This window comes from Pseudomonas sp. 2995-1 (assembly GCF_002742505.1).
Lineage (GTDB): Bacteria > Pseudomonadota > Gammaproteobacteria > Pseudomonadales > Pseudomonadaceae > Aquipseudomonas > Aquipseudomonas sivasensis.
Window position 1 is genome coordinate 732,774 of record NZ_LJSA01000332.1, and the last position, 21,639, is coordinate 754,412.

A 21,639-nucleotide genomic window follows, 5' to 3' on the forward strand; every position below is an offset into this window, starting at 1 on the left:
CCGCTTGGCCACGGACCGTACGTTACACTGTTGCATTATCGTCTTCAGCGTGCTGTCTTCCGCCATGAAATTCTTGTACTTCACCTTTGTGCTTCTTCTGCTCGCCGGCTGCGCCAGCGGTCCCCGCCTGAACACCAGCCACCCCTCGGCGAACCACGACAATCGCGTGCAGTTCGTGGTTGTCCACTACACCTCCACCAATCTTGAACAATCACTGGCCCTGCTGACCCACGGTGAGGTCAGTGCGCATTACCTGATCGGCGACGACGCCTCTGCCACCATCTACAAGCTGGTGGATGAAAGCCAACGCGCCTGGCACGCGGGCGAAAGCGAGTGGATGGGGCGTACCTGGCTCAACTCCAGCTCCATCGGGATCGAAATTGTGAACCCCGGCTATAAGGACACGCCCACAGGTCGCCTGTGGTACCCGTATTCCGAGGCCCAGGTAAAATCGCTGGTAGTGCTGCTCAAGGACATCAGCAAGCGCAATGGCATCGACCCCAAGAACATCATTGGTCACAGCGATATAGCGCCGCTGCGCAAGCTGGACCCGGGGCCGTTGTTCCCTTGGAAGCCCCTGGCCGATGAAGGTCTGGGTGTATGGCCGGATGCTCAGGCGGTCGCGCGCTTTCAGGTGCAATATGCTGCTGAACTGCCGAGCATCACCTGGTTCCAGGAAGAGTTGGCGCTTCTTGGTTACCCGACACCCCAGACCGGTGTGTTGGATGTCGCAACGCGTCATGTGATCGCGGCGTTCCAGATGCGTTTCCGGCCTTCCCTGTTTGTTGGGGAGCCGGACGCCGAAAGTGCCGCTATTTTGCGTGCCCTCAACCGGCGCTAAAGGTTAAAGCGGTAACGCCATGTAGAACTGAGTGCCCTGCCCCGGCCGCGAATACACCCCCATGCGACCGCCGTGCAGTTGCACAATCTCTTTGCACAGCGCCAGCCCAAGGCCGGCGCCGCCTTTCTTGCGGCCCACCTGGACGAAGGGTTCGAAGATGCGCCCTTGTTGGCCATAGGCGATACCTTCCCCATTGTCCTCGACACTGATGATTACCCGCTCGCCATGGCGTCGAGCCTGCAGGTGAATCTGCCCGCCGTCGGCGGTGTGACGCAGGGCGTTGCCCAAAAGGTTGTCGAGCACACGCTCCAATTGCGCTTGGTCGGCATACAGGCGTGGCAGGTCGGATTGAACTTCTACCAGCAACTCTATGTTCTGCGCATTGGCGGGCTCCACAAAGCGCGCACGAGCGTTTTCAAGCAGGTCCGTCACGTCGCACGGGCCCAGGGTGAGTTTCTGCAGGCCGTTCTGGTAGCGCGAAAAATTGAGCAAGTCGTTGATCAACTGCATCAGGCGCTGCATCTCTTCATTGACCGTATCCAGCAGGTCCGCTTCGCGGGAGTCCGCCGGGAATTTCGCACGTTCGCGGAACAGGCCGAACGCCATGTGCATGCCAGTCACCGGCGTGCGCAATTCGTGGGATGCCCGCAGGACGAACTCGCTGCGTACCCGTTCAAAGGCGCGCTGTTCGGTCACGTCGTGCAGCACCATGACCGCCCCGAGAATATGCCCCTCGGTATGGCTGACAGGTGTGAGGCTGTAGGTCAGCAGGCGCAGTTCGCCCTCGACTTCCACTTCCAGATCATCCGGCGCCCGTTCCAGGTTGCCGCCGCGCAGCACCATTTGCAGCTGTTCATCCAGTTCGGGACGCATCAGGGCTTCGCCCAGGCCTTGGCCGAGGCGTTCCTCGTCCCAGCCCAACTGGCGCTGCGCGACGGGGTTGAGATGTTCCAGGCGGCCTTGGCGGTCAATCATCAGCAGGCCATCGTCGATGCTGTCTAACACAGCTTGCAGGCGCTGCTGGCCGGCCAGCAGTTCGTCAACGTTGGTCGCTTGATGCTGACGAACCGCCTCGGCCATCAGGCCAAAACGGCGGGTTAACAGGTTCATTTCCGCTGCTGAAGAAATCGGCAGCGTCACCTCGAAATCACCTTGGCCGATCTTGTCCGCCGCTTTGGCCAGCGCCTCAATTGGCCCGCCGAATCGCCGGGCGATGCCATGGGCGGTGACAAATCCGATGATCAGCACCGCGAGCCCCACCAACCCCAGCAAACCAGCGATCAGCAACGCCCGCTCACGGGATTTATGCTCGCTGGCGCTGATGTTATCCAAGGCCTGCTTATGTTCAGTAATCAGCCCGTTGCGCAGCACATTGAAGGTTTCGGTGAGTTTTTCCTTGCTGCCCGGCGGCGGCGACGCTTGCTGGGATTGGTCGAAGGCTTCAAGCAAGTCTTGGTATTGGAGGCGTGCCTGGCTGAAACCGTTGCCATGGCCATCGCGCTGTTCGTGGGCGATACCCTGTTCCAGCAAGTCGAAGTAACGTTTTTTGGAGGCTTGCAGCGCCTCGGGGTCAGGGCGCTGCTCCAGCATCATGATCAACTGGTCGCCAAGGATCTGGCGCAGTTTGAGGCCCAGGTCCAGGGTGACAAAGTTGCTGCGGATCAGCGATTCCTGGGTCTTAGCCATCTGCATCACGCTGACTAAGCCCAGGATCAACCCCAGCAGAGCGACGGTTATCAGCGCTGAAATGCTCAGGAATAAACGAGTGCGCAGTTTCATCGCTAACTTCATAGGGTGCAGCTCACAGGTTGTACTGTTTGCGTTTGCGATACAGGGTCGACGCGTCGATGCCGAGGGTGCGTGCCGCCTGGTCCAAGGTGTCGCTGGTGGCCAGAACCGCACCGATATGGGCTTTCTCCAGCTCGTCCAGGCTCAACGCCGCCCCGATACGCGGTGCATTGTTGGTCGGTTGTTCGGCCATGCCTAGGTGAACGATTTCTACCTTTTCCTGCGGGCAGATGATGCTCGCCCGCTCCACCACGTTACGCAGCTCACGGATGTTGCCGGGCCAGCGATAGTTGAGCAGCGCTTCACGTGCTTGATCACTGAAACCCCGCGCCGGCCGGGCGTATTCCTTGACGAAGCGCGCCAGGAAACGGTCTGCCAGCGTCAGGATGTCTTCACTGCGCTCGCGCAGCGGCGGCAAGTGCAGGGTGATGACGTTGAGGCGGTACAGCAAGTCTTCACGGAAACGTCCGTCGCGCACCATGTCTTCCAGGTTCAAGTTGGTGGCGGCGAGGATACGCACGTCGGCCCGGCGGGTGACCGGGTCGCCCACGCGCTCGTATTCCTTGTCCTGGATAAAGCGCAGTAACTTGGGCTGCAACGTGAGGGGAAAATCGCCGATCTCATCAAGAAACAGCGTGCCACCGTCTGCCTGATTGACGCGGCCCAGCGTGCTCTCACTGGCGCCGGTGAAGGCGCCACGGCTATGACCGAATAGCTCGCTTTCCATCAGCTCAGCGGTCAGCGACGGGCAATTGATGGTCACGCAGGATTTCTTCGCGCGCTTGCTCCAGCCGTGAATAGCGCGGGCCAGTTCGCCTTTACCGGTGCCTGACTCGCCAAGGATCAAGATGTTGGCGTCGGTCCCCGCCACCTGGCGCGCGGTTTCCAGCACCACCATCATTGACGGGCTATGAGAGTCGAGGCCGTCTTTGGGCTGGCGCACTGCACCTTCTAAAGCCTCCAAGCGCGCGGACAGCTGGCGCACCTCCAATTGCTTGGCCGTAGCGAGGCGCAGTTGATCGGGGCTGCAAGGCTTGACCAAGTAATCGGCGGCACCGGCCTGGATCGCGTCCACGGCGGTATCGACGGCGGAGTGAGCGGTGACAATCACCACGCGCATCCACGGTGCCTGGATACGCATGTGTGCCAGCACATCCAGACCGTTGTCTTCGCCCAGGCGCAGGTCCAGGAAGCACAGGTCGAACACCTGGCGTTGCATCAGCGCATCAGCCTGGGCGGCGCTGTTGGCGGTGGCGACGGTGTAGCCTTCATCTTCCAGGCAATAACGGAAGGTGCGGAGGATCGCGGACTCGTCATCCACTAAAAGAATGCGGCCTTGAAGTTCCTTGGCTGATTCCATCTGTCCCGCGCTCCTTAACTATAAATGATGGTGTTTAGTCCCGGAATAATCGGGCAAGTTGCATGGTTTATTCTGATTGATAAAAGGCATTGCCGTGCAGGTATCTGCATCTTTTCCTACAGAGCCCCGCCTGATGGCGTTTTCATGCCTTCTTGCCACTTCGGCAACTACTCCGTTGCTTTCGATCCTTTGATCCGACCACTGACCGTCGTGCATTTCGCACGGCCTATAAAGGGCGATCGTGCAGGATGCTGCACTGCCGTTGTGTCTTTAATGCATAAGCTACTGATTTTATTGGGTTTTATTTTGTAAAAAAGCTGGCATGCACGCTGCAATACCTCTCTCAACGAATAATCAAAATGCGGGAGAACATCAGCATGACTCGCCAAATCCTCAGCCAATTGTGTGTATCGCCACTGCGCTTACAGCAAGGCATGTTTGCCAGCTTGGCCGTAATGGTCACGCTGATAGCAGGCCAGCAGATGCAACATTGGCAGCAGAGTCAGCAGCAAACCCCGCATTTCGAACGTCCGGCGATGACGCAGACACATTTCAGTTCCATTGGCAGCCGTACCGTCGGTGCTGCTTCTGCTGATGTAACTGCACCGCAATTGAGAGTGGCCGAGCAGGATTCCACCCTGGGCGAGCTGCCAACCCAAGAACGTTGGGTGTTTTAGGCAATAAAAGCGGCCGCTTGTGTAGGGCGGCCGTACGGCACGGCACTACCGCTGTTACCTCTATCGAAGCGTAAGGAGAATCACCATGTTGAGTTGGGCAATCACATTTCTGATCATCGCCATTGTGGCTGCAGTTCTGGGCTTTGGTGGTATCGCGGGCACCGCCACTGGGATCGCTAAGATCCTGTTCGTAGTCTTCCTGGTGATGTTCATTGCTTCGTTCTTCTTTGGTCGTCGCGGCCGAGGCTGAATATGACCACTCTGTGCTTTAAAACCATGGCTGTCGCCCTGCTCTTGGGCGGCAGTGGCCTGGCGATGGCCGCCAATGACGGCCAATCCCGGGCCAACCAATTGCTGACCGCGGACCCGCAGTACCGCGAGACTTGGCAAGACGTGGTGAAAAAAGAAGAGCGCTTGCCGGAATGGGTGATGAACCTGTCAGGCACAGCCGAGCAGATGAACGCCGTGGAAGAAGATGGTGACAAGTACTTGGTCGGGCCGCTTTGCGAAACTGCAGACACGTGCAAGAACAAGCGCCTGATCGTCGCCTTCAGCTTCGACAAGGAAGATGCCTACGCCATGTTGGTGGAAGTGCCCGCCGGTTTGCCGGCTGATAAATCCCCAACACGCCATGCCGATTACCGTTTTATCGGTAAGCCGGATGAAGGCATGCAGAAGCTGCTGATGGAGCAGCTGAAGAAAGATCCGAATTGGTACTAGGTCCCGGCTACGGGGCCAGCGTCCATAGAAAGAAGCACCCTTGCTTCTTTCTGTTTGCACCGCTCGCCAACAGCGGTGCATGACCAAGGGGCTGGGTTGCTCTGATCAAATGGGATCGGCGTGACCTACGGGTACAGGGAGTGCCTGCGCAAGGGCCGGGTCAGGCGAAAAGCTGCGACGCAAGTTCACAAGCCCCCTGCTTGCTGAACTTGCGGCGGGCTTATGACTTTCATCCCTGCCTTTTATACCGCCCATAGCTGCGAATTTTCTTTTTGCTTGTTCCCAACCATTACTTGGTGTGTCGGGACGACCATCTATCGAGAAAGTTTTGTCGACGCTATAGGACATTTCTGACGCAATGCCGCGTGATTCCCAGGCATTTCTGCCAACGCACCAAACACGTGCAGAATCTCTGCGCGAGCCTGAATTGGCCGGTTCACGGCATATTCACCTGACAATATGTCGCATATGAACTGACCGTTCGGACAGTTATTATGAAAAAAAGTCATGCCGATTCGGCATAGGGTAGGCGTTTACGGCATTAGACGTCGCTCCCTTGCATCGGAATAGTTGCGCCTTTTTTCGCCTGCCAGTAAGCCATTTCGGCCACGCTGCGGTGACCTTTCATGGAGGCAGATGCACACACTTTTTCGCTTTCGAGCGGTCCAGCTGGCGCATTTGCCTTAAGTTCACTTGAAGTAAGGGTAATGACATGAAGAAGGCAAAGCTAAGCCTCGCCTGGCAGATCCTCATCGGTTTGGTGCTGGGGATCGCAATCGGCGCAGTGCTCAACCATTTCAGTGCTGAAAAGGCCTGGTGGATCAGCAACGTGCTGCAGCCAGCGGGCGATATCTTTATCCGCCTGATCAAGATGATCGTGATCCCGATTGTGATTTCCTCGTTGATCGTCGGCATTGCCGGTGTCGGTGACGCGAAAAAGCTCGGTCGTATCGGCGTCAAAACCATCCTTTACTTCGAAGTCGTCACCACCATCGCCATTGTGGTCGGCCTGTTGCTGGCCAACCTGTTCCATCCGGGCGCGGGCATCGACATGAGTACCCTCGGTACGGTGGATATCTCCAAATACCAGGCGACCGCCGCCGAGGTGCAGCATGAGCATGCGTTTATCGAGACCATCCTCAACCTGATCCCGTCGAACATCTTCGCCGCTGTTGCCCGTGGCGAGATGCTGCCGATCATTTTCTTCTCAGTGCTGTTCGGCCTGGGTCTGTCGAGCCTCAAGCCTGAGCTGCGTGAGCCGCTTGTGACCATGTTCCAAGGCGTGTCCGAGAGCATGTTCAAAGTCACCCACATGATCATGAAGTACGCCCCGATCGGCGTATTCGCACTGATCGCAGTGACTGTCGCTAACTTTGGCTTTGCCTCCTTGCTGCCGCTGGCCAAGCTGGTGATCCTGGTTTACGTCGCCATCCTGTTCTTCGCTTTTGCAGTACTGGGCCTGATCGCCCGCCTGTTCGGCTTCTCGATTCTCAAGCTGATCCGCATCTTCAAAGATGAGCTGGTACTGGCTTACTCCACCGCCAGTTCCGAAACCGTGCTGCCGCGCGTGATCGAGAAGATGGAAGCTTATGGCGCGCCAAAGGCTATCTGCAGCTTCGTGGTGCCGACCGGTTACTCGTTCAACCTCGACGGTTCGACCTTGTACCAGAGCATCGCGGCAATCTTTATCGCCCAGCTGTATGGCATTGACCTGTCGATCGGTCAGCAACTGATGCTGGTGCTGACTCTGATGGTCACCTCCAAAGGCATCGCCGGCGTGCCGGGCGTGTCCTTCGTGGTGCTGCTGGCCACCTTGGGCAGCGTCGGGATCCCGCTGGAAGGCCTGGCGTTCATCGCCGGTGTGGACCGCATCATGGACATGGCGCGTACCGCCCTCAACGTGATCGGTAATGCCCTGGCGGTATTGGTCATCTCCCGTTGGGAAGGCATGTACGACGACGCCAAAGGCGAGCGCTACTGGAATTCGCTGCCGCACTGGCGCACCAAGCAAGCCCTGCCGACTGCCCAAGCCACTCGCGGCTGATAGTCCGACGGCTCTAAGACAAACCCCGGTAAATCCGGGGTTTGTCGTTTCTGCCAGCCCCGCTATCATTCGCCCCATCTTTCGGGGGATTTAACTGATGCTCAATGGCCTGTGGCTTGGCTTCTTTGTCGTGGCGATGGTGTCAGCACTGGCGCAATGGCTGGTGGGGGGTAACGCCGGGATTTTTGCGGCGATGGTGGAAAGCATTTTCGCCATGGCCAAATTGTCGGTGGAAGTGATGGTGCTGCTGTTCGGCACCCTGACCCTGTGGCTGGGCTTTCTGCGTATCGCCGAGAAAGCCGGGATCGTCGATTGGCTGGCCAAGGCCCTTGGCCCGCTGTTTCGCCGCCTGATGCCGGAAGTGCCGGCCGGCCACCCTGCCATCGGTCTGATCACCCTCAACTTCGCCGCTAACGGCCTGGGCCTGGATAACGCGGCCACTCCAATCGGCCTAAAGGCCATGAAGGCGTTGCAGGAACTTAACCCCATCCCCAACACGGCGAGTAACGCGCAGATTCTGTTCCTGGTGCTCAACGCCTCGTCTCTGACACTGCTGCCAGTGACCATCTTCATGTACCGCGCCCAGCAAGGCGCCGCCGACCCGACGTTGGTGTTCCTGCCGATCCTGTTGGCCACCAGCGCTTCTACTCTGGTGGGCCTGCTGTCGGTGGCGGTGATGCAGCGTCTGCGGCTTTGGGATCCGGTGGTGCTGGCTTACCTGATTCCGGGTGCGTTGGTGCTGGGCGGCTTTATGGCGTTATTGGCCACGCTATCTGCCACTGCGCTGGCCGGTTTGTCGTCGATCCTCGGCAACCTCACGTTGTTTGGATTGATCATGCTGTTCCTGGTGATCGGCGCGTTGCGCAAGGTGAAGGTGTACGAGGCGTTTGTCGAAGGGGCCAAAGAAGGCTTCGATGTGGCCAAGAACCTGTTGCCTTACTTGGTTGCGATGCTCTGTGCCGTAGGTGTTTTGCGCGCCTCCGGGGCCTTGGACTTTGGCCTTGAGGGGATTCGCCATCTGGTCGCTTGGACCGGCACGGACACGCGCTTTGTCGATGCATTGCCCACGGCGATGGTCAAGCCATTCTCCGGCAGCGCTGCGCGGGCGATGTTGATCGAGACCATGCAGACTCAAGGTGTGGACAGCTTCCCGGCTCTGGTGGCGGCGACGATCCAGGGCAGTACGGAAACCACCTTTTATGTGTTAGCGGTGTACTTCGGCTCGGTGGGCATTCAGCGGGCGCGGCATGCGGTGGGCTGTGCGTTGCTGGCTGAGTTTGCGGGTGTCGTGGCGGCGATTGCGGTGTGCTACTGGTTCTTTGGCTGAGGCTCGGATCGCTATTGGGAGCAAGCCCCCTCCTACATGTTGATCTGTGAACACATTCAAAATGTGGGAGGGGGCTTGCCCCCGATGAGGCCCTCAGCGTTTCGCAACACCGTTGCCCTGCTGAACAACCCACTCCACCACCTGCCTGCTCAACTGATCCCCAGCCACTCCAAACCCGGCCACCACCGCCGGCACCTTGGTATCGCTCACCGCTTGGTGCACTTCAAACCGCCGGCTGGCAATAATCCGCTGATCACTGCCACGCACCAGGCGTGCGTCGAGGCGGATCACCACCTCCACCGCACTGCCCCGGTACTCACTCTGAAACGCCTGCAACTGCCCGCCCAGCTCATAGTCGGCCTGCAGGTTAGTGTCGTCGGTGCTCAACAGTGTCACTCGGCCGTCGCGCTGGAAGCCGTCCAGCAGGCGATTACGCAACAGCACCGGCGCGGGATCGCTCCAGCGCGAGTGGGCGTAGCTGCTGATCAGGTCGCCATTGGGCACCACGGCGATGCGTGGGCTGTCGAGGAACTCGCTGGTTTGTGGCTTGGTCAGGCGTAGCGACCAACCTACCGGGGTGCCTTGAGTCGTCGTCTGAGCGGAGGCCAGGCGGTAGACGTCCGACGGGTCGGCTTTAGGCAGGATCGAGCATGCGCTCACCAATGCCAGCGCCACAGGAGCGATCATTTGATAAGCACGCTTCATGGCGTGAACTCCTTGTTCTTATCACTGCCCAGCAGGTAACCGCTGGGGTTGGCTTCCAGGCGGCGGGAGATGGCGCGCAGCGAACCGAGTGTTTCGCGCAGTTCGCGCACCGCCGGCGCCAGTTCGTTGAGGCCCTGCATGCCACTGTTCACCGAGTCTTTGTTATTGGTCAGCAAGGTATTGATGGTGGCGGTGCTTTGCTCCAGGGCTTTCATCGCTTGTTCGGCGCTGCCGAACGCCTGTTTGCCTTGATCGTTGAGCAACCCGTTAGCGTTACGCATCAGCACCGTGGTCTGCTCCAGAGCAGCGGTGGCTTGTTTGCTGACTTGCATCAGTTGTTGCATCACCACCTTGATATCGCCGCGTTGGTCGGCAATGGCGCCAGTGGTTTGTTGCAGGTTATCCAGGGTCTTGCTCAGTCGCTCGACGTTATCCGAGGAGAACATCTCGTTGGCGTTGTGCAGCAGCAGGTTGATGCCGGTCATCAGGTCATTGCTGTTGTTCAGCAGCCGCGCGATGGGTGATGGCGAGGCGATGATCTGCGGCAGGTTGCCATCCTTGCCCTTGAGCACCGCACTTTGAGGTGTCCCGCCGCTGAGTTGGATGATCGACGTGCCCGTGATGCCGGTCAGCGCGAGTTTGGCTTGGGTGTCTTCCTTGATCGGCGTCTGCCCGGCCAGGCGGATACGCGCGAGTACGCGGCGCGGGTCGTTGGGGTCCAGGCTCAGGCTGATCACGTCGCCCACCTTGATCCCGCTGTATTGCACCGAGCTGCCTTGAGACAAGCCGCTGACCGCCTCGTTGAAGATCACTTCGTAATCCTGGAAGGCGCTGTCGACGCTGGATTTGGCCAGCCACAGGCCAAACAGCATCGCGCCGACCACCACGATCACGCTGAACAGACCGATCATCACATGATGGGCTCGGGTTTCCATGTCATACCTCGTTGAGCGGTTGAGCGGCATCCAATGCCGCGCGGCCCCGGGGGCCGTGGAAGTATTCGTGAATCCAGGCGTCGTCCGTTTCCGAGACGATATCGATGGCGTCCGCCACCAGCACTTTCTTCTGCGCCAGCACCGCCACGCGGTCGGTGATGGTGTACAGCGTGTCCAAGTCATGGGTGACCAGGAACACGCTCAGGCCCAGCGCGTCGCGCAGGGTCAGGATCAGTTGGTCGAATTGCGCCGCGCCAATCGGGTCGAGGCCGGCGGTGGGCTCGTCGAGGAACAGGATGTCCGGGTCCAGCGCCAGGGCCCGGGCCAGTGCGGCGCGCTTGATCATGCCACCGGAGAGCGACGCGGGGTATTTGTCGGCGGCCGACAGCGGCAGCCCAGCGAGGGCGAGTTTGACGGCCGCCAAGTGCTCGGCGTCTCGACGGCTGAGGCCTGCGTGCTCGATCAGTGGCAGCGCGACGTTCTCGGTCACGGTCAGCGAGGAAAACAGCGCGCCCTTCTGGAACAGCACGCCGAAGCGCCGCTCTACCAGCGAACGCTCATGCTCCGGCAGGCTCGGCAGATTCTTGCCGAACACCCGCACTTCGCCCTCGCTGGGGCGGCGCAGGCCGACGATGCTGCGCAACAGTACCGACTTGCCACTGCCGGAGCCGCCGACCACCGCAAGGATTTCGCCCTTGTACAAATCCAGGTCGAGATTCTCGTGCACGCTCTGGCTGCCAAAGCGATTGCACAGACCACGCACTTCAATCACCGCCTCGGTGGGCGAACGGTGTAGACGACTCACCAGCCCATCTCCATGAAGAACAGCGCGGCAACCGCATCCAGCACGATCACCACAAAGATCGATTGCACCACGCTGGAGGTGGTGTGGGCGCCGACCGATTCGGCACTGCCGCTGACCTTGAAGCCTTCCAGGCAGCCAATGGCTGCGATCAAAAAGGCGAAGATCGGTGCTTTCACCATGCCCACCAAAAAGTGCTGCACGCCAATGTCCGATTGCAGTAGCGAGAGGAACATCGCCGGCGAAATATCCAGCGCCACGGCACACACCACACCGCCGCCGACGATCCCCGAGAGCATCGCCAAAAAGGTCAGCATCGGCAGCGCGACCAGCAGCGCGAGTACGCGGGGCAGTACCAGCAACTCCATCGGATCCAGGCCCAGTGTGCGGATGGCGTCGATTTCTTCGTTGGCCTTCATCGAACCGATCTGCGCGGTAAACGCACTAGCGGTGCGGCCGGCGATCAGGATTGCAGTGAGCAACACGCCGAATTCCCGCAGGAAGGAGAACGCCACCAGGTCCACCGTAAAAATGGTCGCGCCGAAGCTTTTGAGTACCGTGGCGCCAAGAAACGCCACCACGGCACCGACTAGAAAGGTCAGCAACGCCACGATAGGCGCGGCATCGAGGCCGACCTGTTCGAGATGGGCAACCATCGGCGTCAGGCGCCAGCGCTTGGGGCGGAAAATGCCACGGGCAAAGGTTTCGAGGATCAGGCCGACAAAACCCAATAATTGCTTGCTGTCCTGCCAGACGGTATCCACCGCCCGCCCGATGCGTGCCAACACCTGGATACCGGCAGCCTCTTCCGGTGCTTTTTCCGGTACGCAAAAATCGTTGAGTGAGCGGTAGACGGTCTTGAGCAACGCGCGGTCGGCAGCGGACAGACTGCAATCGGTCTGCTCGGCGGATTGCTCGATACGGGTTGGCCCAAGCAGTTCCACCAGCAGCGAGGCGCCGGCGGTATCCAGGGCGCCGAGCCCATTGAGGTCTATGCGTGCGCCGGCGTCGTATTGGCCGTCGAGTTTGTCCGACAGCTTCTTTAGGTTTGCGTAGTGGGCCAGCGTCCAGTCCCCCGTAATCCGCAGTAACGGAGGGGCGGTGGAGGTATCGAGGTGGGCTGCGCCGGCCGTGGGACTACTGGTCATAAGCTCCGAGCTTGTATTGGCTATCCACAATTCCTACGTAATAGCACGATACAGCCTACTTCGGGTTGTCCGTTTGTGCTGCGTCAGTCACTTTGAAGCGCAGCACGCCGATCACCTGCCCGTCTTCGGTCAGCACTTGAACTTGCCAACGGCCCGCCGAATCGGGCGGGAAGTTCTGTTTGTGGGTCCAGGCGCGATAGCCTTCCTTGCGCCCGCCGTGGATGTCCAGGGCAATGCGGTCGACCTCTTTGCCGTTGAATTTCCACACGTGGTAGATCCGCTCATTCAGCCCGCGTGGCGCGTTGATTGCGGTATAGGCATACAGCCCGCTGCTGCGCAGTTGAGCGACGGTCACTTCCTTGAGGTCATCGCCTGGCGTGCGGTCTTGCAGCTGGGTGCTGATGGCCACTTCGGTCATCCACAGCGTGGCCGGCGGTACCCAGCTGCGTAGGAACCAGCCTGCGCAACCAATCGCGGCGGTCACCCCCAGCAGCATCGCCCAGCCCTTGAGGCTGCGCAGCGGCATGCTCACTGCCAGGCTCGGGATCGACAACGCCATGGCTACGCCGAGGGCGAGCTTGTAACTCTCGGCGGTGGTCAGGTGCAGGATGATCGGCAGCGCGGTGAGCAGCGCGGCGAACAGCGTCAGGGTGTGCAGCGCCAGGAACAGCGAGCGCTTGGGCGCCAGCCATTTGTAGTACAGCGGGTCGATGATCGACACCAGTGCCGCTGCGCCGAGCAGGCCGGTGAATATCGATTGGCCACTGTTCCACGCAGTGGTGATGAAAAAGAACGGCAGCACGAAGAACAGACTTTCCTGGTGGATCATCTGGGTGGCGTAGCGCAGCAGGGGTTCGGGAATTTCCCGCTTGAACACCTTGGTGAACAGCTGGGTAAAGCTGTTCTCCAGCATCAGCCACAACCAGCTCACCAGCATGATGACCGCGATCCAACTGGCCATGCCCTGCTGACGGTCCACCAGAATGAAACTGCACACACCCGAGATGAAGCCGCCGAGTGCAATCACCCCTGGGTAGCGCTTCATCAGTTCGAGGATGCGGGTGATTAAACGGGTTACGTTTTGCATTCGGCGGTTCGCAGTCTTTGTAGGAAAAAATCCCAGACAGAATAACGTCTTAGCCCGGCGTTCGGTGCCCGATTACGTGATCCGTTTGCGATAAAGCCGCACGCCGATCAACACAATGGCGATCAGGCCAAGCACGCTGGCGCCGATCCAATTGAGCATGTCGTAACTTAACAGCGGTTTTTCGATGCGCCAGTAGCCAGGCTGCTTGAGTACCTGGCGCATGGCTTGGTTCGCCTGATCCAAGTTGACGGCCTTGATGCGTTTGACCGGATCGCTGAAGCGGCCTTTGTCGTAGTCGGCCAACGCCGCCCAATAGTAGTCGGCCAACGCGCTATTGCCCTGCACGGCCCAGGCTTGCCGAGCGATGGCGGCCTGTTGCAGGCGGGCGAAGGTGGCCGGGTCGAGGCCGTCTTTGAGCAACTGCGCGGTGAGGTCGTGCAGTACCTGTTCGGCCTCAGGGAGGTTTTCTCGCTCAAGGTCGGCATTCAGGCTGAGGAAACCGACGCCGCCGAGCACTTCGCGTTCGCTCCAGGGGCCGTAGGACAAACCGTGCTTGAGGCGCAGTTGACGGTACAGCGCCCAGTCGAGGTAGTCCTTAAGCAGGTCGTAGGTTTCGTCGTGCTGGTCGTCCAGTACCGGTTCTGGGAACAGCCAGTGCAGTTTGGCGCTGTTGCCTACCCAGCCGTGGATCAGTTCGCGGTGGCTGTTGGCGGTGTGCTGGATTTCCGGCAGGGGCCTGTGCTCGGTGGGGTCTACCGGGTCGAGTTCGCCGTAGGTGCGTTCCAGGTAGGCCGGCAGCAGTTTGTCGAGTTCGCCGACGACGATCAGGGTCATGTTGTTGGGGGCGTACCAATTCTTGCGCAGTGTCTGCAACTGGTCGCGGGTCAGTTGCTCGACCTCGGCGCGTTCGGCGCATTTGAGGCCCAACTCGACGGCCAGTTGATTGCTGGCGGTGTGGCCCAGGTCCTGACGGTCCAGCAGGCGTTGCAGGTGCGAGTAATGGCCGCCGTCTTCGCGCTCTACTACTTGTTTGGCCGCATTGATATTGGCGTCGGTCAATTCAGTGCGGGTGATGATTGCCAGTAACAGGTCGAGCACCTTGCGCTGGTTTTTCGCGGGAGCCTCAATTACGAAGGTGGTGTCGGCATTGCTGGTGTAGGCGTTCCACTCGCCGCCCAGGGCCTGCATGCGCTCTTCGAGGTCGCCTTCGCCGCCGCCGTCGATGCCACTGAACAGCAAGTGTTCGAGCAAGTGCGGCAACTCCTTTTCCTCACAGCCGAAGTCATCCAGGCCCACACCGACCACCAAACGGATCGCCACGTGCCCACGTTCGGTGCCCGGCTTGAGTAGCAATTGCAGGCCGTTGGGTAAGGTGTAGCCCTCGACTTGCAGGCGGTCAAAGGCAAAAGCGTGGGCAGAACCCATAAGCAGGCAGGCGAATAACAGGCGACGCATAACTGGCTTCCTGGCGAGTGAGGTCAGCTCTAACTGACTTCACGGGCCATCGTACGTTCAGGGCGAATGCGTGATGTCGGCAATATCTTCGGCCGAGAGCGCGCCTGTGTCGGACGTTTCCAACACTACATACGCACTGCTACAAAACAACGAATTGAGGCGTTTCATGTCGGCAATCAGCTCCAGGTGCAGGGAACTGGTCTCCAGGCTCTGTACGATTTTGCGTTGCAGACGGCTCACATGGGCGTGGGCCAAGCGGCGCTCCTGGGCGCGAAAGCGGCGCTTTTCGCGTAGCAATTGGCGTGCGCTTTCCGGGTCGGCGCTGAGGAATACCGAAAGGCCGAGTCGCAGATTGGCTATCAACTGGCTGTGCAGGCCGGTGAGTTCTTCCAGGCCTACTTCGGAAAACTGGCGGCGCTGAGAGGTTTTCTGCTGCTGGACTTTACGCAGCATGCGTTCGATCAGGTCGCCGGCGAGCTTCAGGTTGATCGACAGTTCGATGATCTCGGCCCAGCGGCGACTGTCCTGTTCGCTCAGGTCTTCGCGGGGCATTTGCGCCAGGTAGAGCTTGATTGCGCTGTAGAGCGCTTCGACGTCATCACTGAGGCTGCGCATCTCCTGGGTGATCGCAGTTTGCTTGCCTCGCAGTACTTCTTGCATGGCGGTGAGCATGTTGTCGATCAGGTCGCCCAGGCGCAGGGTTTCGCGGGCTGCATTGGCCAGTGCCAAGCTGGGCGTGGTGAGGGCCGTGGGGTCAAGATGACGGGGTTTGGCCTTGCCGTTGGCCTCTTCTCGCTCGGGCAGCAACCACGCGCAGAGGCGCGCCATTGGGCCGATGGTCGGCAGCAGGATCAGGCAGCGACTGACGTTGTAGAGCAGGTGGAAGGTGATGACCATGCCTTGGGTGTTGTAGTCCAGGCCGTCCATCCACAGTACCAGCGGGTCGAGCACCGGGATGATCAGCAGCAGGCCAATCAGTTTGTACAACAGACTGCCCAGTGCCACTTGGCGCCCGGCGGCGTTCTGCATGCTGGTGCTGAGGAAGGCCAGCACGCCGCTGCCGATGTTGGCGCCGATCACCAGGCCGATGGCCACGTGCAAGCCGATCACGCCGGCGCCGGCGAGGGTGGCGGTCAGCAATACGGCGGCCAGGCTGGAGTAGGAAATCATCGCAAACAAGGCGCCGACCAGTGCGTCGAGCAAAATGTCGCCGGTCAGCGAGGCGAACAGCACTTTCACGCCCTGGGCGTGGGTAATCGGGCCGGCGGCTTCCACGATCAATTGCAGCGCGAGGATGATCAGACCGAGGCCTATTCCTACTCGCCCCAACTGCCCTGCCCGCGTCTGTTTGCGCGACAGAAAGAAAATAACGCCGAGAAAGATCAACAGCGGCGACAGCCAGGACAAGTCAAAGGTCAGCACCCGCGCCATCAGTGCGGTACCGACGTCGGCGCCGAGCATAGTCGCCAGTGCGGGCATCAAGCCCATCAGGCCCTGGCCCACAAATGAGGTCACCAGCATGGCCGTGGCGTTGCTGCTCTGCACCATGGCTGTCACCAGGATGCCGGCGACAAACGCAAGCCAGCGCTTGGACATGTTATGCCCGATGACTTGACGCAAGTTAGAACCGTAGACCCGCAGGATCCCGGTACGGACGATGTGCGTGCCCCAGATAAGTAGGGTCACGGCGGAAAGCAGATTGAGCAAGGTCAGCATGCTCGGCCCCCCGTGTAGGTGTGCTCCAACAGGAGCGAAGGAAAGTTGCCGCGTGCCGCTCTACGTCTTGTACTTAAGCTGTAGTTGGCGAATGGGCTCGGCGCCAGCATCGCATAGCTAAAGTGGGGATTGAAACAAAACTGTCATGAAGTCAGCTTTTTGCGGATGAAAAAAAACGGGACGCAAGCGCCCCGTTTTTTACGACTGGCTTGGGTTATTGACCCGGGATGTCCTTACGCAGTTTCACAGGATCCTGCTGTTTCTTCTTTTTCGCGATGGCGGTGCGCATCTTGATGTTCACCGCTTCTACCGCCAGCGAGAATGCCATGGCGAAGTAGACATAGCCTTTAGGCACGTGCACGTCGAAGGATTCGGCGATCAGCACTGTACCCACCACCAGCAGGAACGACAGCGCCAGCATTTTCAGCGACGGGTGCTTGTCGATGAAATCGCTGATGGTGCCGGCAGCCAGCATCATCACCAATACGGCAACCACAATCGCGGCAACCATGACCGGTACGTGGGAGACCATGCCGACGGCGGTGATCACCGAGTCCAGGGAGAACACGATGTCGATGATCGCGATCTGGATGATGGTGTAGATGAACTTGCCACCGGCGCCTTTCGGCTCGTCCTGGGTTTCGTCTTCACCTTCCAGTGCGTGGTACATCTCTTGGGAGCTTTTCCACAGCAGGAACAGGCCACCGAAGAACAGAATCAGATCGCGACCGGAAATGCCTTGGCCAAACACCACAAACAGGTCGGCAGTCAGTTGCATGACCCACGTGATCGACAGCAGCAACAGGATGCGCGTGACCATGGCCAGCGCCAGGCCGAATATCCGGGTACGAGCCTGCATATGCTTAGGCATGCGGCTGACCAGGATCGAAATCATGATGATGTTATCGATGCCCAGGACGATCTCTAGGGCCGTCAGGGTGAAGAAGGCAATCCAGATTTCCGGATTGGTCAGCCATTCCATGTGTATTCCTTTGAGCGTGTGTTAGGCCGCACCGGCGTAGGGCCGGCGCAGCTGGGTTGTACGATTATAGAGTGCTGAACAGCGGAAAAATCCCCATCAGCAATGCGGCGAACATTATGCACAGGCACACCAGCACTGCCCACTTCAGGGTGAAGCGCTGATGATCGCCAAATTCGATACCGGCCAGGGCGACCAGCAAGTAGGTCGACGGTACCAGCGGGCTGAGCAAGTGCACCGGTTGGCCAACGATGGAGGCGCGGGCCATTTCCACTGCGGTGATGCCGTAGTGGCTGGCGGCTTCGGCCAGTACTGGCAGTACGCCGTAGTAGAACGCATCGTTGGACATGAAGAAGGTGAACGGCATGCTCACCAGTGCGGTGATAACGGCCAGGTACGGGCCCAAGGCGTCAGGGATGACCGCCAGCAGGCTCTTGGACATGGCATCGACCATGCCGGTGCCCGACAGGATGCCGGTAAAAATCCCCGCGGCGAAGATCAGCCCTACCACCGCCAGTACGCTGCCAGCATGGGCGGCGACGCGGTCTTTCTGCTGTTGCAGGCACGGGTAGTTCACGATCATCGCGATACTGAACGCAACCATGAACAGCACCGGCAGCGGCAACAGGCCGGCGATCAGTGTGCACATCAGGGCCAGGGTCAGTGCGCCGTTGAACCAGATCAGCTTCGGACGGCGGGCGTCTGGAAATTGCGACACGCTGATTTCGCTATGGTCGATCTCGTCGCCCTGCAGGTGCAGTTCGCCCAGGCGAGCACGTTCGCGCTTACCGTACATATAGGCGATCGCGAGGATAGCGACGACGCCGGCGGCCATGGCCGGAATCATCGGTACGAAAATATCCGAAGGGTCCACATGCAGCGCACTGGCGGCGCGGGCGGTCGGGCCACCCCAAGGGGTCATGTTCATCACGCCACCGGCGAGAATGATCAAGCCGGCCATGATCCGCGGGCTCATGCCGATGCGCTTGTACAGCGGCAGCATGGCGGCCACGCAGATCATGTAGGTGGTGGCGCCGTCACCGTCCAGGGACACCACCAGGGCCAGTACGGCGGTGCCGACTGAAACCTTCAGCGGGTCGCCTTTGACCATCTTGAGGATCTTGCGCACGGCCGGGTCGAACAGGCCGGAGTCGATCATCAAGGCGAAGTAGAGGATGGCGAACATCAGCATCACGCCGGTTGGCGCGAGCTTGGTGATGCCTTCGAGCATCATCGGGCCGATCTTCGGTGCGAAACCGCCGAACAGCGCGAACAGGATTGGCACGATGATCAGGGCGATCAGCGCAGACAGGCGCTTGGTCATGATCAGGAACATGAACGTGATGACCATGGCAAAGCCAAGGAAAGTCAGCATAGGAATACTCCAGGCGTAGCGCGGCTAGGGAATGGCGAACCGGGATGGGTCAGCGCAGAACGAAAGGCACGAGGCGTACGGGGGGAGTTGGGGCGAACAGGCGGGTACGGACGGACATCGGGAATCACCATTGTTGTTGTAAACAGCCGGTCTTTTGCCGGCAGTGGGGGCGATCCTAGACGTGAAAGCTTTCAGCCAGCTTTCGCTGGCTAAACAGGTGATGTGGAAAAGACGCACGGTCTTCAAGGGTGCACAGGTGAAAATGTGGGAGGGGGCTTGCTCCCGATAGCAGAGTGTCAGTCACTGCATGTGCAAGCTGACCCACCACCATCGGGAGCAAGCCCCCTCCCACATTTGATATGTGTTTATTTCGGCTGCTTCAGGGCAGCTCAAGGCCGCCCGCTGCTTTGTGCAGTTTGCGCAGGTGTTCGCCCACCTGCTTGAGGTTGGCTTCGCATGCGGCGATTTCTGCGGCGCGAGCAGGGTCCAGCAGCGCCCTCACCTCTTTATCCAGCTCGCCGGTCAGCGATTGCAGCTGTTTCTGGCGTTCGGCGCTTTCCGATTCCAGGCGTTTGGCTTCCGACGGTTGTGGCAGGCCGTAGCCGCCGCTGCCGAGCAATTCTGCTGGCCTGCTGAGGAACCCACTGTTGGCGAGGATCTGCTGCAGCGTGGCGTTGGCTTTTTCCATGCCGCCGTTTTTCAGCTCGCGGGCACCGAGATAGCGCTGTTTGACCTCATCCTGCGCCAGCATCAGCTGCTTGCGAAAGCTTGCCTGTTCCAGCAGCAACAACGCGGCGCTGGTGCGCAGATCGGCCTGGTCGAACCATGGGCGCCGTTGCGCTGCGCTGAGCGATAGCCAATCTTCAACCTGGGTCTGTTTGATCGGCAGGTGTTTGCGCAGCACATCGAACATCGCCTGATAACGCTCGCGGAACGAGTCAAAGTGATAGCCCAGTCGCAGGGCTTCACGTTTGTCATTCAGCACGCTGGTATCGGCCAGGCCGCGGGCTTGTAGCACTTCAAGCAGGCCGTTGGGGGTGATGTTGTCCAGGCCGGTGAGTTGCGGGTTGGCGCTGCCGCTGCGTAACAGCTTCAGGCTTTCGACCGCGCAGTTATTGGACAGAAAGAAGTAGTTGCCGTCGTAGCTCCAGTGCATCTCTGCAGCGTGTTCGACGGTGTCGTTGATCTCTTGTCGTGACAGTCTCAACGGCACGGAAGCCAGGCCGCGCAGCTCGGTCTTTGTGTATTCGTCGATCACCTGGGCCAGCGGAAGCACAAACAGGCGTGACGGGTACTTGCCTACCAGGCCATCCCAACTCGACAGTTGTACGTCACCGACGAACGCGCGGTAGGACAAGACCAGATGCTGGTCCAGGTCCAGCCGGCAATCTGGTCCGCGGGGACGGCCCGGTGCGCAGATCACCAGGCGCAACATGCTGTGGCCCCAGCGGCTGACCAGGTTCTGGTTGGCTTCGGCCAGCAGATAGTCGATTTCATAGACCCGCTCCGGGTCCACGTGGCCCAAGGGCGTCTTTGCAAAGTCGTTGCCCGCATTGAGGAACGGGTAGGCTTTGGCGCAGGCATCCTGTTCAGGCGGTGCCCAGCCGAAGTGTTGCTGGTAATAGCGGAACAGTGCGGGGCGTCGGCAGGCGTAGCTTGGATCGAGGAGGAAGTACTCCATGTTGACCGCGACGAACTCCAGCGGGCTGCTGGTTTCGTAGATGTCTGGGCTGCGCACGATTTGGCGGTTGTGCTGCTCGCGCTCACCGCGCCGGCCGACATACTGCGGCCAGCCGGCGAGGTCCAGCAGCCGCGGGTCATCGCTGAGGGTGAAACGGCGTTCATTCTGGCCACGGCATTGATCGGGCAGGCCGATCAGGCCGGTGATGCTGTTCTGGCGGCTGCAGCGCTGGATCAGCGCGCGCTCGTCCTTGGACCACAGGCGCGCACGGTCATAGATATGGGTCAATTCATGCAGCACGGTGGCGAGCATTTCCCGGCGCACGGTGCCGTGGGGGCGATTGGTTTTCTGGGTGGCGGCGCTGCCATCGGTCAGGGGAGCGAGCAGATTGCGGTTGAGGTCCAGTTCGGACACCAACGAGGCCTGACCATAGGCATTTTCGGGCATCTTGTCGGTCCAGCCGACATCAATGCGTCGGTCCAACTGCTCGATAAAGCGCGGCGGCAGTGAGCGCATCGCTTCATCGAGCAATGCCTGGCTGGCCTGCTGTTCGGCCGGGCTCAAGCCTTCTGTCTTGAGCCGCAGTTGCAGGCTGGCCTGGGCTGCGCTGGCACACAGCAGCACAGTCCCGGCCAGGAGCCAGGCAGCGAGGCGCCTCACAGAGCGAGGATGGCTTCGGCGAGGGTCTGGTCGCTGGCGTCGCGGGCTTCCGGCAGGCGGGTGCGCAGGGTATCGAAGGCGGCTTCCAACTGTGCGCCTCGGATTTCGCCATTGGTGGCGACGAAACTGGCGGCGTCATCGTGAGCTTCGCGCACGACTTTGGAGTCGCGGATGGAGGTGGTGGTGTCCGAGGTGAAATCAATGGTGCGGCCGGAGGCGCGGACAATGATGTTACTGGTGGCCACCAGGGTATGCGCCTGGGCAACGTCGGCCAACAACAGCAGGCCAAGGGTGGCGGCGATCAACGGGCTACGCATGGAAGAACTCCGAATACAAAGA

Annotated in this window: 19 protein-coding genes; 6 read left to right on the plus strand and 13 right to left on the minus strand. The window is 59.9% G+C overall.

Annotated features, from left to right (window positions below):
* The first annotated feature begins 64 nt into the window (after nucleotides 1–64).
* Nucleotides 65–841 (plus strand): N-acetylmuramoyl-L-alanine amidase, encoded by a 777-nt coding sequence (locus AOA61_RS12365; RefSeq protein WP_099601838.1) that lies wholly within the window; start codon nucleotides 65–67, stop codon nucleotides 839–841.
* A gap of 3 nt (nucleotides 842–844) precedes the next feature.
* Here AOA61_RS12365 and AOA61_RS12370 read toward each other — a convergent pair whose 3' ends face one another.
* Together AOA61_RS12370 and algB are read right to left on the minus strand one after the other, a co-directional pair.
* On the minus strand, nucleotides 845–2,632 hold the full coding sequence (locus AOA61_RS12370) for an ATP-binding protein (protein ID WP_032885043.1): 1,788 nt from the start codon (nucleotides 2,630–2,632) through the stop codon (nucleotides 845–847).
* A gap of 10 nt (nucleotides 2,633–2,642) precedes the next feature.
* Nucleotides 2,643–3,989: a sigma-54-dependent response regulator transcription factor AlgB gene (algB, locus tag AOA61_RS12375; RefSeq protein WP_032885041.1), complete on the minus strand. Its 1,347-nt coding sequence runs from the start codon at nucleotides 3,987–3,989 to the stop codon at nucleotides 2,643–2,645.
* Nucleotides 3,990–4,366: 377 nt separating this feature from the next.
* On the opposite strand from algB, the gene AOA61_RS12380 reads away from it, so the two are divergent.
* From AOA61_RS12380 to AOA61_RS12400, 5 genes are all read left to right on the plus strand, one after another.
* Nucleotides 4,367–4,666, plus strand: a complete 300-nt coding sequence (locus tag AOA61_RS12380; RefSeq protein ID WP_032885189.1) for a hypothetical protein — start codon at nucleotides 4,367–4,369, stop codon at nucleotides 4,664–4,666.
* Nucleotides 4,667–4,751: 85 nt separating this feature from the next.
* On the plus strand, nucleotides 4,752–4,916 hold the full coding sequence (locus AOA61_RS12385) for a DUF1328 domain-containing protein (RefSeq protein ID WP_003170804.1): 165 nt from the start codon (nucleotides 4,752–4,754) through the stop codon (nucleotides 4,914–4,916).
* Between the two features lie 2 nt (nucleotides 4,917–4,918).
* Entirely contained in the window at nucleotides 4,919–5,386 is a 468-nt protein-coding gene (locus AOA61_RS12390) for an inhibitor of vertebrate lysozyme family protein (protein WP_032885040.1), read from the plus strand.
* A 712-nt stretch (nucleotides 5,387–6,098) separates the two neighbouring features.
* Nucleotides 6,099–7,430: a glutamate/aspartate:proton symporter GltP gene (gene gltP, locus AOA61_RS12395; protein WP_032885038.1), complete on the plus strand. Its 1,332-nt coding sequence runs from the start codon at nucleotides 6,099–6,101 to the stop codon at nucleotides 7,428–7,430.
* Nucleotides 7,431–7,527: 97 nt separating this feature from the next.
* Nucleotides 7,528–8,757 carry a nucleoside recognition domain-containing protein gene (locus tag AOA61_RS12400; protein ID WP_099601839.1) on the plus strand — a complete coding sequence of 410 codons (1,230 nt, stop codon included), beginning with the start codon at nucleotides 7,528–7,530 and terminating at the stop codon, nucleotides 8,755–8,757.
* Nucleotides 8,758–8,850: 93 nt separating this feature from the next.
* Here AOA61_RS12400 and lptE read toward each other — a convergent pair whose 3' ends face one another.
* From lptE to AOA61_RS12455, 11 genes are all read right to left on the minus strand, one after another.
* Nucleotides 8,851–9,462 carry an LPS assembly lipoprotein LptE gene (gene lptE / locus AOA61_RS12405; RefSeq protein ID WP_099601840.1) on the minus strand — a complete coding sequence of 204 codons (612 nt, stop codon included), beginning with the start codon at nucleotides 9,460–9,462 and terminating at the stop codon, nucleotides 8,851–8,853.
* Nucleotides 9,459–10,397, minus strand: a complete 939-nt coding sequence (locus AOA61_RS12410; protein ID WP_099601841.1) for an MlaD family protein — start codon at nucleotides 10,395–10,397, stop codon at nucleotides 9,459–9,461. The genes lptE and AOA61_RS12410 overlap by 4 nt, the downstream gene beginning before the upstream one ends.
* 1 nt (nucleotide 10,398) lies before the next feature.
* Nucleotides 10,399–11,202: an ABC transporter ATP-binding protein gene (locus tag AOA61_RS12415; RefSeq protein WP_095185306.1), complete on the minus strand. Its 804-nt coding sequence runs from the start codon at nucleotides 11,200–11,202 to the stop codon at nucleotides 10,399–10,401.
* The gene (locus AOA61_RS12420; protein ID WP_095185307.1) at nucleotides 11,199–12,347 is read right to left on the minus strand and encodes an ABC transporter permease; all 1,149 of its coding nucleotides are present in this window, start codon (nucleotides 12,345–12,347) and stop codon (nucleotides 11,199–11,201) included. Before AOA61_RS12420 ends, AOA61_RS12415 begins: the two co-directional genes overlap by 4 nt.
* 55 nt (nucleotides 12,348–12,402) lie before the next feature.
* Entirely contained in the window at nucleotides 12,403–13,434 is a 1,032-nt protein-coding gene (locus AOA61_RS12425; RefSeq protein ID WP_032885028.1) for a DUF5924 family protein, read from the minus strand.
* A 72-nt stretch (nucleotides 13,435–13,506) separates the two neighbouring features.
* Nucleotides 13,507–14,889, minus strand: a complete 1,383-nt coding sequence (locus tag AOA61_RS12430; protein WP_099601842.1) for a pitrilysin family protein — start codon at nucleotides 14,887–14,889, stop codon at nucleotides 13,507–13,509.
* A gap of 57 nt (nucleotides 14,890–14,946) precedes the next feature.
* Nucleotides 14,947–16,605, minus strand: coding sequence for a Na/Pi cotransporter family protein (locus AOA61_RS12435; protein WP_095185309.1), 1,659 nt, complete (start codon nucleotides 16,603–16,605; stop codon nucleotides 14,947–14,949).
* A gap of 214 nt (nucleotides 16,606–16,819) precedes the next feature.
* A complete protein-coding gene (locus tag AOA61_RS12440; protein WP_032885024.1) occupies nucleotides 16,820–17,587 on the minus strand; it encodes a TerC family protein in 768 nt (255 codons plus the stop codon).
* Nucleotides 17,588–17,651: 64 nt separating this feature from the next.
* Nucleotides 17,652–18,959, minus strand: coding sequence for a CitMHS family transporter (locus tag AOA61_RS12445; RefSeq protein WP_032885023.1), 1,308 nt, complete (start codon nucleotides 18,957–18,959; stop codon nucleotides 17,652–17,654).
* A 379-nt stretch (nucleotides 18,960–19,338) separates the two neighbouring features.
* A complete protein-coding gene (locus AOA61_RS12450; RefSeq protein WP_095185310.1) occupies nucleotides 19,339–21,300 on the minus strand; it encodes a DUF4105 domain-containing protein in 1,962 nt (653 codons plus the stop codon).
* Nucleotides 21,297–21,617, minus strand: a complete 321-nt coding sequence (locus AOA61_RS12455) for a DUF2388 domain-containing protein (RefSeq protein WP_027608008.1) — start codon at nucleotides 21,615–21,617, stop codon at nucleotides 21,297–21,299. The genes AOA61_RS12450 and AOA61_RS12455 overlap by 4 nt, the downstream gene beginning before the upstream one ends.
* Between the last annotated feature and the right edge of the window lie 22 nt (nucleotides 21,618–21,639).

What these genes read in the sequence shown, in the direction of transcription:
- AOA61_RS12365 (WP_099601838.1), top strand. Translation starts at nt 65, where the DNA reads ATGAAATTCTTGTACTTCACCTTTGTGCTTCTTCTGCTCGCCGGCTGC.
- AOA61_RS12370 (WP_032885043.1), bottom strand. Translation starts at nt 2,632, where the DNA reads ATGAAGTTAGCGATGAAACTGCGCACTCGTTTATTCCTGAGCATTTCA.
- algB (WP_032885041.1), bottom strand. Translation starts at nt 3,989, where the DNA reads ATGGAATCAGCCAAGGAACTTCAAGGCCGCATTCTTTTAGTGGATGAC.
- AOA61_RS12380 (WP_032885189.1), top strand. Translation starts at nt 4,367, where the DNA reads ATGACTCGCCAAATCCTCAGCCAATTGTGTGTATCGCCACTGCGCTTA.
- AOA61_RS12385 (WP_003170804.1), top strand. Translation starts at nt 4,752, where the DNA reads ATGTTGAGTTGGGCAATCACATTTCTGATCATCGCCATTGTGGCTGCA.
- AOA61_RS12390 (WP_032885040.1), top strand. Translation starts at nt 4,919, where the DNA reads ATGACCACTCTGTGCTTTAAAACCATGGCTGTCGCCCTGCTCTTGGGC.
- gltP (WP_032885038.1), top strand. Translation starts at nt 6,099, where the DNA reads ATGAAGAAGGCAAAGCTAAGCCTCGCCTGGCAGATCCTCATCGGTTTG.
- AOA61_RS12400 (WP_099601839.1), top strand. Translation starts at nt 7,528, where the DNA reads ATGCTCAATGGCCTGTGGCTTGGCTTCTTTGTCGTGGCGATGGTGTCA.
- lptE (WP_099601840.1), bottom strand. Translation starts at nt 9,462, where the DNA reads ATGAAGCGTGCTTATCAAATGATCGCTCCTGTGGCGCTGGCATTGGTG.
- AOA61_RS12410 (WP_099601841.1), bottom strand. Translation starts at nt 10,397, where the DNA reads ATGGAAACCCGAGCCCATCATGTGATGATCGGTCTGTTCAGCGTGATC.
- AOA61_RS12420 (WP_095185307.1), bottom strand. Translation starts at nt 12,347, where the DNA reads ATGACCAGTAGTCCCACGGCCGGCGCAGCCCACCTCGATACCTCCACC.
- AOA61_RS12425 (WP_032885028.1), bottom strand. Translation starts at nt 13,434, where the DNA reads ATGCAAAACGTAACCCGTTTAATCACCCGCATCCTCGAACTGATGAAG.
- AOA61_RS12430 (WP_099601842.1), bottom strand. Translation starts at nt 14,889, where the DNA reads ATGCGTCGCCTGTTATTCGCCTGCCTGCTTATGGGTTCTGCCCACGCT.
- AOA61_RS12435 (WP_095185309.1), bottom strand. Translation starts at nt 16,605, where the DNA reads ATGCTGACCTTGCTCAATCTGCTTTCCGCCGTGACCCTACTTATCTGG.
- AOA61_RS12440 (WP_032885024.1), bottom strand. Translation starts at nt 17,587, where the DNA reads ATGGAATGGCTGACCAATCCGGAAATCTGGATTGCCTTCTTCACCCTG.
- AOA61_RS12445 (WP_032885023.1), bottom strand. Translation starts at nt 18,959, where the DNA reads ATGCTGACTTTCCTTGGCTTTGCCATGGTCATCACGTTCATGTTCCTG.
- AOA61_RS12455 (WP_027608008.1), bottom strand. Translation starts at nt 21,617, where the DNA reads ATGCGTAGCCCGTTGATCGCCGCCACCCTTGGCCTGCTGTTGTTGGCC.